11 protein-coding genes, 1 tRNA gene and 2 pseudogenes are annotated in these 13,041 nt (G+C 67.6%); 5 read left to right on the top strand and 9 right to left on the bottom strand.

Annotated features, from left to right (window positions below; translation table 11 throughout):
* A pseudogene (locus ACQCVD_RS10485) lies at positions 1–107 on the top strand (IS5/IS1182 family transposase); the annotation flags it as partial.
* A gap of 19 nt (positions 108–126) precedes the next feature.
* Here ACQCVD_RS10485 and ACQCVD_RS10490 read toward each other — a convergent pair.
* Positions 127–480, bottom strand: coding sequence for a hypothetical protein (locus ACQCVD_RS10490; RefSeq protein ID WP_426823712.1), 354 nt, complete (start codon positions 478–480; stop codon positions 127–129).
* Between ACQCVD_RS10490 and ACQCVD_RS10495 the strand changes: the two are divergent.
* Positions 383–595 (top strand): annotated as a pseudogene (locus ACQCVD_RS10495) (BCCT family transporter); the annotation flags it as partial. The gene ACQCVD_RS10490 and the pseudogene ACQCVD_RS10495 overlap by 98 nt on opposite strands.
* A 124-nt stretch (positions 596–719) precedes the next feature.
* Positions 720–2,030, top strand: a complete 1,311-nt coding sequence (locus tag ACQCVD_RS10500; protein WP_426823826.1) for a BCCT family transporter — start codon at positions 720–722, stop codon at positions 2,028–2,030.
* Between the two features lie 12 nt (positions 2,031–2,042).
* Here ACQCVD_RS10500 and ACQCVD_RS10505 read toward each other — a convergent pair whose 3' ends face one another.
* From ACQCVD_RS10505 to ACQCVD_RS10535, 7 genes are all read right to left on the bottom strand, one after another.
* Complete coding sequence (locus tag ACQCVD_RS10505; RefSeq protein WP_426823713.1) at positions 2,043–3,086, bottom strand: XdhC family protein; 1,044 nt, start codon at positions 3,084–3,086, stop codon at positions 2,043–2,045.
* Positions 3,070–3,708, bottom strand: a complete 639-nt coding sequence (locus ACQCVD_RS10510; RefSeq protein ID WP_426823714.1) for a nucleotidyltransferase family protein — start codon at positions 3,706–3,708, stop codon at positions 3,070–3,072. The genes ACQCVD_RS10505 and ACQCVD_RS10510 overlap by 17 nt, the downstream gene beginning before the upstream one ends.
* Before the next feature lie 3 nt (positions 3,709–3,711).
* Complete coding sequence (locus ACQCVD_RS10515; RefSeq protein ID WP_426823715.1) at positions 3,712–5,799, bottom strand: xanthine dehydrogenase family protein molybdopterin-binding subunit; 2,088 nt, start codon at positions 5,797–5,799, stop codon at positions 3,712–3,714.
* Positions 5,796–6,785, bottom strand: a complete 990-nt coding sequence (locus tag ACQCVD_RS10520) for an FAD binding domain-containing protein (protein WP_426823716.1) — start codon at positions 6,783–6,785, stop codon at positions 5,796–5,798. Before ACQCVD_RS10520 ends, ACQCVD_RS10515 begins: the two co-directional genes overlap by 4 nt.
* On the bottom strand, positions 6,782–7,285 hold the full coding sequence (locus ACQCVD_RS10525) for a 2Fe-2S iron-sulfur cluster-binding protein (protein ID WP_426823717.1): 504 nt from the start codon (positions 7,283–7,285) through the stop codon (positions 6,782–6,784). The genes ACQCVD_RS10520 and ACQCVD_RS10525 overlap by 4 nt, the downstream gene beginning before the upstream one ends.
* 145 nt (positions 7,286–7,430) lie before the next feature.
* Positions 7,431–7,507: transfer RNA gene (locus ACQCVD_RS10530), tRNA-Met, on the bottom strand.
* Positions 7,508–7,624: 117 nt separating this feature from the next.
* On the bottom strand, positions 7,625–10,615 hold the full coding sequence (locus ACQCVD_RS10535; RefSeq protein WP_426823718.1) for a UPF0182 family protein: 2,991 nt from the start codon (positions 10,613–10,615) through the stop codon (positions 7,625–7,627).
* 101 nt (positions 10,616–10,716) lie between these two features.
* Between ACQCVD_RS10535 and ACQCVD_RS10540 the strand changes: the two genes are divergently transcribed.
* Both ACQCVD_RS10540 and ACQCVD_RS10545 read left to right on the top strand, forming a co-directional pair.
* Positions 10,717–11,244 carry a PPA1309 family protein gene (locus ACQCVD_RS10540; protein WP_426823719.1) on the top strand — a complete coding sequence of 176 codons (528 nt, stop codon included), beginning with the start codon at positions 10,717–10,719 and terminating at the stop codon, positions 11,242–11,244.
* A 110-nt stretch (positions 11,245–11,354) separates the two neighbouring features.
* Entirely contained in the window at positions 11,355–11,957 is a 603-nt protein-coding gene (locus ACQCVD_RS10545) for a hypothetical protein (protein ID WP_426823827.1), read from the top strand.
* Here ACQCVD_RS10545 and ACQCVD_RS10550 read toward each other — a convergent pair.
* Complete coding sequence (locus ACQCVD_RS10550; RefSeq protein ID WP_426823720.1) at positions 11,954–13,006, bottom strand: YlbL family protein; 1,053 nt, start codon at positions 13,004–13,006, stop codon at positions 11,954–11,956. The two genes, ACQCVD_RS10545 and ACQCVD_RS10550, sit on opposite strands and share 4 nt — an antisense overlap.
* Between the last annotated feature and the right edge of the window lie 35 nt (positions 13,007–13,041).

Here is a 13,041-nt window from a genome sequence, read left to right on the forward strand (position 1 = left end):
TTGAAGCGTTTATTGCTTTAGCTAACGCGGTGATCATTGTGCGTCGGCTCATCAAGCAGGCCTGGAGCACCTACCGCTGGGAGACCCGTCCTGACCGCCGGCCATGACCCCTATCCGCGCGATCTCTTAATGCACGGCTTTAACTAAACTCGATGTGTTCATCTGTCCGCAATCGGAAGGACTACCCATGGGCGAAAAAGGCTCATACACCTCCCGCCGGGTCAGGAGCGCACTGCAGAAGGCGACCTCCGGCGAGCGGTCCATCCACCCGGCGCTGGTACCCGGCATCAGCGTCGATGACACCCGGAGAACATTCCCCACCACGAAACTCGTCTTCGCCGCGGCACTCGTGTTCTCCGTCGCGGTCTTCATCTGGGCACTGGTGTCCCCGGAGGGGATCAACGACGTCGGTGTCACCCTGCAGACCTGGGTGTCGACCAATTTCGGCTGGTTCTTCACCACTCTGATCGTGGTGATCATGCTGTTCATGATCGTGATCGGGTTCGGGCCGACCGGACAGATCCGGCTCGGTGCCGACGACAGCCAACCCGACTACTCCACCACCTCGTGGATCTCGATGCTCTTCGCCGCCGGCTTGGGCATCGGACTGATCTTCTACGGCCCGATGGAACCGTTGATCCACTTCCTCACCCCGCCCCCCAGCCAGCGCCGCGGAGGCCGAGAGCGTCGACCTGATCCTGCACGCCCTGTCCCAGGCAATTCTCCACCAGGCGTCCATGTCCTGGGGCGTCTATGCCCTGGTGGGCGGGGCCATCGCCTACGCGGCCTACCGCCGGGGCCGCCTGCCGCTGATCTCATCGCTCTTCGAGCCCGTCTTCCCCGGGGGCAACAACCGGGTGCTCGGCAAGATCATCGACATCTTCGCCGTGCTGGTCACCCTCTTCGGCACCGCCACCTCACTGGGCATCGGTGCCCTGCAGATCCAGACCGGCACTTCCATCGTCACCGGGCGGGACCTCAGCGGCGACACCTTCCTGATCGTGGCCATCACGGTGCTGACGATCATCTTCATCATCTCTGCGGTCACCGGTGTGAAGAAGGGCATCCGGATGCTCTCGAACGCCAACATGATCCTGGTGATCGCACTGAGCGTGTTCGCCCTGGTGGCCGGCCCGACGGTCTTCCTGCTCGACCTGATGCCCACCACCGTGCTGACCTTCTTCGCCGGCCTGCCGGACATGTTTACGGTCTACCCCAGCGAGGGAGCGACCGAGCAGAAGTTCCTGCAGACCTGGACCACCATGCTGTGGGCCTGGTGGATCTCCTGGTCCCCCTTCGTCGGCATGTTCATCGCCAAGATCTCCCGCGGGCGGACCCTGCGCCAGTTCGTCACCGTGGTGGTCCTGGTGCCCTCCGGGATCTCCATAGTCTGGTACATCATCTTCGGTGGCTCCGCCATCTGGCAGCGGATGACCGGCCAGGGCCTCGAGATCATCGGGTCCGGCGAGAACGTGATGTTCGATCTCATGGCCAACCTGCCCTTCAGCGGCATCACCTCCATCGTGGTCCTGATCGCCATCGTGATCTTCTTCATCACCGCGGCGGACTCCGCCACCAACGTGATGGGCTCGATGTCACAGTCCGGCCGGACGGTGCCCTCGAAGCCGGTCACCATCATCTGGGGTGCCGCCCTGGGTCTGGTCGCCATGTCCCTGTTGCTCGCCGGCGGCGAGAACGCCCTGTCGGGCCTGCAGTCCATCATGGTCACCACCGCCCTGCCGTTCGCCATCGTCCTGGTCGGCGTGATGATCTGCTGGGCGATCGACCTGAAGAACGATCCCCTGATGATCCGGCGCTCCTATGCGCAGCAGGCGATCCGCAAGGGCGTGGTCCGGGGCATCGACCGTCATGGTGACGACTTCATCTTCGGTGTCACCCAGGCTTCCGGTGTGGAGGGCGCCGGCGCCGAGTTCGAGAGCGACGACCCGGCTTATACCGAGTGGTTCACCGGCGCCCTGCCCGAGGACGACGGGGAGCCCGAGACCGTCGTCAAGCGGAAGCCGCTGTAGCTCCGCCCACGCTCACCGGGCGTGGATCGGCCCGCGGGTCATCGTCAGGGGCAGGTTGGAGCCGCCCTGCCGGGCGGAGATGATCTCCGCCAACACGGACACCGCGGTCTCCACGGGGCTCCCGGCCCCCAGGTCCAGCCCGAGGGGCGCCCGTAACCGGCCGAGCTCCGGTTCGCTGACCCCCCGTTCCCGCAGCCGCTCCCGACGTTCCTCACTCGTGCGCCGCGAACCCATCGCCCCGATGAACTGGGCCGGCAACCGCAACGCGTCCGCCAGCAACGGATCATCGAATTTCGGGTCGTGCGTCATGGCGCAGAGCACGGTGCGGTGATCCACCGTCAGCTCAGTCAGGTACCGGTCCGGCGGGCGCACCACGATCTCATCCGCGGCCGGGAAGCGCTCCCGGGTGGCGAACGTCGCCCGGGCGTCACACACGGTGACGCGGTACCCCACCGTCTTGGCCAGGCGGCACAGGGCGGCAGCGAACGCATTGGACCCGAAGATCACCAGGTGATCCGGCCCCGCGAAACTCCGGACGAAATACCCGCCCACCATCCCGGATCTCCCCTGCCGCAGCAGCTCCCGCGCCGCCGTCTCCACCGGCGCCCCCGGGGAATCATCCGCCACCACCAGGTGGCGCTCCCCCAGCTGCGGCCCGTCCAGCGCGGTGACGCAGGCGACGGGCGAGCCTTTCCGCACCAGTTCCGCCAGGTCCCGGAAGAAACCGAGATCCTGCGGCGCGACCCGCTCCAGGTGCACCCGGATCGAACCACCACAGGTCAGGCCGACCGCGAAGGCCGTGGCGTCGCTGTAGCCGTAGTCCTGGTTCACGGGCTCCCCCGTGGCGGCCACCTCCTCCGCCCGCGCGAGCACATCCGCTTCGATGCAGCCGCCGGAGAGGCTGCCGATCACCCGGCCGTCATCGAGCACGGCCATCTGGGTGCCGGCCGGGCGCGGTGCGCTCGCTGACGTCGCCACCACGGTGGCCAGGACGAAGCCGCGGTCCTCGGACAGTACCGCCGACATCGCCGGCCAGAGGTCATCCTGCTGGGTCATGCTGTGCTCCTGTCTCCTGCCACCACTGCAGATCAGCCGGGGTGTCGACGTCGCGACCGGTGGCCAGGTGGCCGACGTCAACCAGGTCGATCAGCTCCAGATGCTCCCGTAACCAACCCCGGGCGCCAGCGTCCCCCGCCGCGGTGGCGGCCGCCTCTTCCGCCATCCGGAGGGGGAAGATGACCGGATGCCCCCGCACCAGCTTTCCGGTGGCGTCCGGGTAGCCGGCGGCGGTGACCCGGTGCGGCGACGCCTTCCGCCGGAGCTGGTCGACGACTCCGGCGTCCACATCCGGTTGGTCCACCAGAGTCACCATCACCAGTCCTTCCGGATATGCAGCGGCAGCGTCGATCCCCACCCGGAAGGAGGACGCCATGCCGGTCTCCCAGGCGGGGTTGACCACGAGCTGGTGGCGGCCGGCCCCCAGGGCCTGCCGCACCCGCACGGCGTCGGCACCCGCCACCACCACCACCTCGGCGCAGCCGCCGCACCACAGGGCGTCGACCATCCGGACCACCTGGGGTTCACCCTCGCGGAACGGCACCAGTGCCTTCGCTCCCCTGCCGAGCCGGCGGCCGCCTCCCGCGGCGAGCAGCACGCCGACCGTGGTTTCCCCGTCCAAGGTCTAGAGGAATTTCTCGGGGGTGGCGGGCAGGTCGCGGACCCGGATCCCGGTGGCGTGGTAGGCGGCGTTGACGATGGCCGCGGAGGTACCGACGATGCCGATCTCACCGATCCCCCGTGAGCCCATGGGGGTCGCCCGTTCGTCCACGTCATCGAGCCACTCCACCTGCAGGTCCCCGACGTCGGCGTGGGTGGCCACGTGGTAGGTGGCCAGATCCTGGGTGACGAAGTGGCCGTAACGGGGGTCCCGGACCGCTTCCTCGGTAAGCGCGGCGGACAGGCCCATGGTGAGTCCACCGAGGAACTGCGAGCGGGCGGTGACCGGGTTGATCACCCGGCCGACCGAGTAGACGCCCAGCATCCGCGGCACGCGGATCTCACCGGTCAGGCGGTGGATCCGGGCCTCGGCGAACACGGCGCCGAAGGAATGCATCGCCAGATTCGCCAGGTCCGGGTACTCCTTCGAGGTCGAGGTGGTCTCGGCCCCCGGTTCCGGGTGCTCACCGTGCTCCTCCCGGAACTGCTGTGCGGTCTGGACGATGGCCGTGCCCCAGGAGCCGGTCCCCGACGACCCACCGGCCACGGTCGCCTTCGGCAGGTCCGTGTCACCGATGGCCAGGTCCACCGCGGTGACCGGGACCTCCAGGGCGTCTGCCGCGATCTGCAGCAATGCGGTCCGGGAGCCGGTGCCGATGTCCACGGCGCCGATGGCGACGGCGTAGCGGTCCTCCCCTAGCGCGCTGACCCGGGCGGCGTTGCCCGGGAAGAAGTTCGCGGGATAGGTCGCCGACGCGATGCCGGTGCCCACCCACCAGTCGCCGTCGAGGGTGGACCGTGGCGCCGCTGGGCGGTCCGCCCAGCCGAAGAGTTCTGCGCCGCGGTGGAGACAATCCACCAGGCGGCGGTTGCTGAAGGGTTTGCCGGTGTCCGGGTCCACCTCCGGTTCATTGCGCACCCGCAGCTCGACGGGATCGATCCCGGTCGCCACCGCCAGGTCATCCATCGCGACCTCGAGGGCGTAGGTTCCGGGCATCTCGCCGGGGGCCCGGAGCCAGGAGGGAATGGCGACGTCGAGTTCCGCCACGTGGTGACTGGTGCGCCGGTTCCGGCCGGCGTACATCATTCTGGCGGGGACGGCGGCGTGTTCGACGAACTCCTTGACCGTCGAGGACTGCACCGTGACTTCATGGTCGAGCGCGGTGATGCGGCCGTCGGATTCGGCGCCGAGGCGGATGCGGGACCTGGTCTCGGTGCGGTAGCCGGTCAGCGAGTACACCTGCTGCCGGGTGACCGCGAGTTTCACCGGCCGCCCCTCGGCCCAGCGCGCCGCCAACGCCACCGCCATCTCCGGCGGGTGCGGCACGCCCTTGCTGCCGAAACCGCCGCCGACGTACGGGGCCCGGACGCGTACCCGGTCCTGCCCGATCCCCAGCATCGGGGCCAGGGCCTTGGCGACGTTGTGCACGCCCTGCGTCGAGTTCCACATCGTCAGGGCGCCGTCCCGCCACACCGCCGTGGCGGCGTGCGGTTCCATGGCGTTGTTCTGTTCATGGGGGGTGGAATAGAGGTGGTCCGTGGTCACCGGCGCGCTGGCGAGAGCGGCATCCACGTCGCCGTCGTCGGTCTCGGGTGCGGAGCCGACGGCCTGCTCCGTGGGCACGTAGGTGGGCACCTCCTCCAGGTTGACCGCCGCCGGTTCCACCTGCTGCTCAACGTGGACCAGCCGGGCCCCTTCGCGCGCGGCCTCCGGGGTCTCGGCCAGGACCAGGGCCACGATCTGTCCCCGGTAGCTGATCCGGTCATCCTGCAGCACGGCCAGTTCGCGGTTGTCGGTGTCGGCCAGTCGCGGGGCGGTGACGTGGTCGAGCACAGCGACCACACCCGGGTGCTCGAGCGCGGACGCGGCGTCGACCTGCAGCACCCGGCCCTTCGCCGTCGTCGAGGTCACCAGCCAGCAGTGCAGCGGCGCCTGATCGAGCTCGTGGTCGTTCTCGACGGCGTAGGTCGCGCGTCCGGTGACCTTCTCACGGCCGTCGACGCGTTCCAGGGCGGTGCCCATTGAGGTGGCGGAGACTGGTGTGGCGGTCATCGCAGGTCCTCCTGGTTCAACTGGTTCAGGGCGGTGATGGTCGCCCCTCGCAGTAGCGGGCGCTTGTATTCGGTGTCGGGGCTGAAGCTGGCGTCCCGCAGTTCCTTGTCCACCGCCGCGGCGACGGTCTCTTCCGTGAGCCGCTCCCCCCGCAGCGCCTGTTCCGCCCGGCTGGCCCGCCAGGGTTTGTGCGCCACCCCGCCCCACGCGAGGGCGACGTCGGTGACCACCCCCTCATCGACGGTGACGCCGGCCGCGACGGAGACCAGGGCGAAGGCGAAGGACGCGCGGTCGCGGGTCTTGACGTAGGTGGAGTGTCGGGCCAGCTCCGTCGCCGGCAGTTCGATGGCGGTGATCAGCTCCCCGTGGGCCAGCGTGGTCTCCACCTCCGGGGTGCTGCCGGGCAGGGTGTGCAGCTCTGACATCGGCACCCGCCGCTCCCCGTCCGGGCCGAGCACCACGACGGTGGCGTCCAGGGCGGTGAGCGCGACGGCGAGGTCCGAGGGGTGGGTGGCTACGCAGGCGCCACTGGCCCCGAGCACGGCGTTGTGGTGGGAGTAGCCGCCGATCGCCGAGCAGCCGCTGCCCGGTTCCCGCTTGTTGCACGGGGTGGTCACATCCTGGAAGTACACGCACCGGGTGCGCTGCAGCAGGTTGCCACCGGTGGTGGCCATGTTGCGGATCTGAGCGCTGGCACCGGCCAGCAGTGCCCGGCTCACGCCCGGCCAGCCGTTGCGCAGCGCGGGGTGCGCAGCCAGATCACTGTTGCGGACATTGGTTCCGATCCGGAGTCCCGCCTCCGTCTCCTCTACCGCGTCAAGGGGCAGTTTCCCGATGTCCACCAGTCGTTGCGGGGTGCTGACCCCGAGCTTGAGGTGGTCCACCAGGTTGGTGCCACCACCCAGGAAGCGGGCGGTGGCGTCGCCGCTGACGGTGGCCACTGCCGCCGCCGGAGTGGCCGGAATTTCATAGGTCAGCTGTCTCATCGCCCGGTCACCTCCTTCACCGCATCGAGAATGCCCACGTAGGCGCCACAGCGGCACAGGTTTCCGCTCAACCGCTCGCGGATCTCCGCGTCACTGAGCTCGGTCTCGGCGCCGAGGTCTTCCGTGACGTGGCTGGGGTGGCCGTCTTCCGCCTCCGCCAGCATCCCGACCACGGAGCACACCTGGCCCGGGGTGCAGTAGCCGCACTGGAAACCGTCGTGGGTGATGAACGCCTGTTGGACCGGGTGGAGGTCCCCGTCGCCGAGTCCGGCTGCGGTGACAATCTCGGCGCCGTCGTGGGCCACCGCCAACGCCAGGCAGCTCAACTGGCGGCGACCGTCCAGGAGCACGGTGCACGAACCGCACTGGCCGTGGTCGCACCCCTTCTTGGGCGAGGTGTTGCCGATGCGTTCCCGCAGGGCGTCGAGCAGGGTGGTGCGCGTGTCAACGGTCACTTCGTGCTCGGCGCCGTCGACTCTGATGGTGATGGAACGTTCCATGATCCCTCCCGGGGCTGACGGGGTAGGTCTGCTGGGTGATGTGACAGCCCAGCATAACCACCTGCCCGGAACCGCGCCATGAATCTTCCCGGAATGCAGAAGATCCCGGACCTTCCGGTCCGGGATCTTCTGTTTCTGAAGAAGTTGGTAGCGGGGGCAGGATTCGAACCTACGACCTCTGGGTTATGAGCCCAGCGAGCTACCGAGCTGCTCCACCCCGCGTCGGGTGTTTCTTCATTCACCTCGCCGTTCCCTGGAGTTCAACTCCCTGTCCCGGCGACATGAAGAAACTATACCGACCCTTGCGAACTAAGCCAAATCCTCAGCTCAGCGGCTGATTCACTGCCCCTCGACGGACTGGAAGTCCTCGACTGCCGCGTCCAGCTCATCGAGCGCCCGACCATACTCCTCGTGGCTGCCGTCGCGGGCCGCCTCGAGGTCCGCCAGGGCGTCGTTGATGCGCTGGACCGCCTCGCCGGCGCTACCACTGCCGCCGGCGGGAGCGCTCGGCCCCTCCGCCGCCTCGTCCTCGGCAGCTGCCTCATCGCCTCCGGCCGCACCGTTGGTCTCCGGGTCAGTGGCGCCCTCCGGCGCCTCCTCCAGGTCCTGGGCGGCACGCGGGTCGATGCCCACCTGAGCCAGTGCCTCGGAGATGGTCGGGGCGTAGCCGACCTGACCCTTGTAGGAGACGAGCACGCGCAGCAGCTTGGGGAAGGCCGATTCCTGGTCCTTGCGCTGCGAGTAGATCGGTTCGACGTAGAGCACCTCGCCACCGCCGACCGGCAGGGTCAGCAGGTTTCCGTTGTGCAGGTCGTTGGTGCCTTCCCAGAGCGTGCGGTCGCGGGCGATCTGGTCGGAGGACATCATGACATCCTGCGCCTGACGCGGGCCCTGGGTCTGGGTGTTGGTCGGCAGGACCCGGACAGTGATCTGGCCGTAGTTGTCCGGATCCGACGTGACTGTCATGTGGGCGGCCAGGAACTGCCGCTGCAGACCACGGAAGGGGGTGATCAGCTGGTAGGTGGCGTCGTTCTCCGGCGTCGCCGGATCATCGGCCACGATGTAGTACGGCGGCTGAGCCAGCGCCTGATCGCCCTCGGGGGCGGTCGGGTCATCCGGGACGGACCAGAACGCGTCGTTGGTGAAGAACACACCCGGATCGTCGACGTGGTACTCGGTCATCAGTTCACGCTGGACCTTGAACAGGTCCTCCGGGTAGCGCAGGTGCTCGCGCAGTTCAGACGGAATCTCCGATTCCGGGGTCACGGTTTCCGGGAAGATGCCCTCCCAGGCGTTGAGGACCGGGTCCTCGGTGTCGAACTCGTAGAGCTCGACGGAACCATCGTAGGCGTCGACGGTCGCCTTCACCGAGTTGCGGATGTAGGAGACCTCGTCGGAGATCAGGCTCTGCGTGCCATCCGGGTTGAGGGTGTCCTGGGTCGCCTCCGTCAACGACGTGCGCTCCGAGTAGGGCAGGCTGTCCAGGGTGGTGTAACCGTCCACGATCCACTTGACGCGGCCGTCGATGACGGCCGGGTAGGTCTTGGAGTCCGTGGTCAACCAGGGGGCGACCTTCTCGACGCGCTCCCGCGGATCACGGTCGTAGAGGATCTTCGAGTTCTCGCCGACCCGGTCCGACAGGATCAGGTTCATCTCCTGGTACTTCAGGGCATAGGCCGCCCGGTTGAAGATGTTGCCGAGGTCCACCCCGCCGTCACCGCTGTAGGTGTAGGTGGAGGTCTCCGTGTCGTATTCGACCGGTCCGGTGCCGTTGTCGCCGACGACGGCGTAATCGGCGCCGTCGTCCGCCGAGGCGATGACCGGGCCGTAGTAGATCCGCGGCTGGTCCACGGCCAGGCCGACGTCCTCGGCGGCTGCCCGCAGCTCGTCGTTGTTCATGGTCGACAGGTCAGAGACCGTGTAGTCCGGGTAGCCGCCACGGGTGGACCCGACGTCGCGGGCGACCTCATCCACCCGGTTGGCGGGCGCCGCGACAATGCCGTTGCCGTGGGTGTAGACGGTGTGGCGGTTGATCCAGTTCTGCTGGTTCTGCTGCAGGGCGTTCGGATCAATCTCGCGGGCGGCGATGACGAAGTCACGGACCTCGCCGTCCACCTCGTAGCGGTCCATCGCGAGGGTGTCCGGGAAGCCGTAGAAGTTGCGCAGCTGCTGCTGCTGGGTGAAGGTCGGCGAGAGGATCTCCGGATCCAGCAAGCGGATATTGGACACCGTCGCCTCGTCACCGGCCACCTCGTCATCGGAGGCGCCTTCGGCGCCCCAGTTCTCAATGTAGGTGACGTCCTCATCCGTCAAGCCGTAGGCGTAACGCGTGGACTCGATGTTGCGCGCGATGTACTCGGCCTCCATCGACGCCCGGTTCGGCGTGACGGAGAAGCGCTCGAGCAGCATCGGCCAGGCGGTGCCGATGACCAGGGCACTGACGATGAGCAGCACGGTGGCCAACGCCGGGATCCGCAGGTCCTTGATGACCACGGCGGCGAAGAAGGACACGGCCACCACGGCGGCGATGACCATCAGGATGATCTTGGCGGGCAGGACCGCGTTGATGTCGGTGTAGGAGGCACCCGTGAAGGTGTCGTTGCGGCTCTGCAGCAGGTCATAGCGCTCCAGCCAGTAACTGGCCACCCGCAGCAGCATCCACAGGCCGGCCGTCACGGCCAGCTGGATGCGCGCGGAGCGGGAGATGGAGCCACGCAGCCCGGCCGCCTGGTTGCCGATCTTGATGCCGCCGGTCAGGTAGTGGCCGACCAGCCCGATCAGGAAGGCGATGACGAGCAGCGTCGAGAAGGTGTCCACCAGCAGGCGCAGCGCGGGCAGCGTGAAGGCGTAGAAACCGAGGTCCATGCCGAACTGCGGATCCGTCTGTCCGAAGGAATCACCGTTGAGGAACATCAGGACGGTACGCCAGGTGCCCTGGCCCACGAAGCCGGCGAAGATGCCGACCAGCACCGGAAGCCCGATCAGCACGCCCTTGACGCTGCGCTCGATCATGGTGCGGTACTGGTAGATCGGTGAGTTCACGTCTTCCGTGGCGATGTCCTGCGGGCGGTTCCGCCACGTCAGCCACGCCGCGAGCCAGACAATCAGGCCGGCGATGATCGCGAACACGAAGAACAGCACGATCCGCGACACCATCACCTTGGTGAACACACCACGGAAGTCGACCGATCCGAACCATTGCCAGTCCGTGTAGATTCCTACGAAGAGCGGAGCGAGAATCACGATCAAGGCTATGACACCTATGATCCAGCTGATTATCCGCGTTGATCTTCTCATTGCGGGGGAAGGTTGGGAGAGGCCGGTCGCCACTTCAACTCCTTATAAATGGGGACACCGGGGTATTCTCTCCCACCTTACGGTTTAAAACCGCTCCATGACTAATGTGAACCAAGGATTATCAGGAAGGAAACATGTCTACGCCGGATCTCAGCCCCCAGGCCCTCAACAAGGCGATGCTTGAAGCAGTGGAGTTCATTCACGCTGAGGGGTGGGACGCCTCCCCCACTCTTTTTGCCCTCGTCCCCTCTTCACTGCTGGCCGATCAGCTGACGGACGCGGAAGATTCCCCGCTGACGCTGGTGGTCCAGGACAATCTGCCCCAGAACCTGGAGGCCGGCTCCGAGGCGCTGGCGGACTATGTCTCCCGCCTGGCCTGGCCGGCGGAGATCGCCGGCGTGGTACTGGCCCAGGAGATCACCTTCCGCGACACCACCGGTGACGCCCAGCCACAGCCGGCCCGGCTCTTTTCCGGGGTGCTGCGTTCCGAGGCGGAACTCACTCTGCTGCAGATCCGCCCCACGGACGAGGAACTCGCCGAACGCGGCCCCTTCGCCGAGGATGAGATCGAACTGCGCGGTGGCCCGACCGTGGCGCCCGGCGTGATCGCCGCCCTGCGCTACGGACTGGAGCAGGACCCCGCCGAATTCGACGTCGATTAGACTGACCGTTGTTCCCCTCGTCCCCTCACCGCCGACCCCAGGAGATCGCCACCGTGCACAGCGCCCGCCACCACCTGTCCCGCCTCGCGGCCACCGCGGCGGCAGCAACGATGCTGGGGCTGGGCCTGGTCGCCTGCGGCGGAGACGAGGAACCCACTCCGCCGCCCACGACGTCGGCAAGCTCCCCGGCTCCCAGCGAGACGCCGACGTCTCCGGAGCCGGAGGAACAGTCGGAGACCTCCTCCGCGACCACGACCACGGCGGAGACCTCCGAGGAGAAGACCGACCCTGCCGTGGCAGAGGTGGCCGAGGAGTTCGCTTCGCTGGCCCCGGCCTCGCTCTTCGAGCAGTTCGAGACCTGTGACCCCAGCGGACTCGAGGGTTCCTGGCAGTGCTCGGGCGCGGAAATCGGCCAGTTCCAGTTCTTCTCCGGCTCCGCGAAGGCCGCCTCCACCACCCAGCTGCTCACTGAGCTGCGCAGCTCCCGGGTTGTGGAGGACACCGGGGACCACGTGGTCGGCTGGTCCACGCTGGGCACCACAGCCGTGGTCACTGTCGTGGACAATGAGCGCGGCCTGGTGCTCCAGCAGATGATCAGCTCCGACCGGAAGGATCCGGAGGAGCTGATCTACGAGCTCGGGCTCGCGGTGCCGCCGGAGACCACGACCAGTAAGACCACGACCAGTAAGACCACCCCGGCCGAGGACGCCTAGCCGCAGGTGCGGTAGTCTCCGCCTTCTGCGTAGGCCGCCATCTGGTCGATGGCGTCACTCAGGGTGTCCACCGCCAGAATCGTCATCTCCCCGTGGTCCCGGCTGGTGGCCTCCGCGCAGTTGGCGCTGGGGGCCAGGAACACCTCCGCGTCAATCTCCCGGGCGGCCCGCACCTTGTGCACGATGCCGCCGATCGGCCCGACCGTGCCGTCTTCGGCGATGGTTCCCGTGCCGGCGACCACCTTGCCGCCGTTGAGCGCGCCAGGGCTGAGCTTGTCGACGACCGCGAGGGAGAACATCATGCCGGCGCTCGGGCCGCCGATGTCCTCCAGGTTGTAGTTGATCTCCACTCCGTCCGCGGCGTGGGAGGTCATGGTGACCCCCAGAAACGCCATGTCCGGGTCGTCCGGGTGCTCCCCCAGTTCCACGGTGACCGTCTCCGGTTCCCCGTTCCGCTCGACGAGCAGCTCCACGCTGTCGCCCGGCTGCTTGGCCAGCACCTGATCACGTACCTGACCGGGCTTTTCCACGACCGCGCCGTCGACCTCCCGGATGACGTCGCCGGCTTCGACAGTGCCCTGGGCGGCGGCGTCGTCAAGCACTCCGGCGACCTCGACCTGCACCGGCCGGCCCAGGTAGTTCATGGCCGCGACGGTGGCCGAGGCCTCGGAGCTGGTGAAGGCGATCTCGTTGAGTTCCTGCACCTCCTCCGGTGACTTGTCCTGCGGGAAGACCTGCTCCAACGGGACCAGGGTATCGTCCGTGGTCAGCCAGCGCCCCAGCACCTGCGGCAGCGTCATTCCGGAGCGCACCGACACGGTGGTCATGTTCAGATTTCCCGAGACCTCGTCGGTCTCCGCCCCCTCGACCTCCACGACCGGCTCCCCGTCGACCTCAGTGAGGGTGTTGAAGGTGGGGCCGGGGCCTTCCGCCGCATAGGGCACCGTCAGGGAAATATCCGTGAAGGGGATCTTGTCCACGGTGACCAATCCGGTGAGCAGGACGACGGGGATGGCCCCCAGCACGAGGGTTCGGGTTTGGCGTGACACGCAGATCAGGTTACCTGTGTTCGCTGACAGCGTTA

The organism is Corynebacterium halotolerans, from assembly GCF_050107895.1.
Lineage (GTDB): Bacteria > Actinomycetota > Actinomycetes > Mycobacteriales > Mycobacteriaceae > Corynebacterium > Corynebacterium halotolerans_B.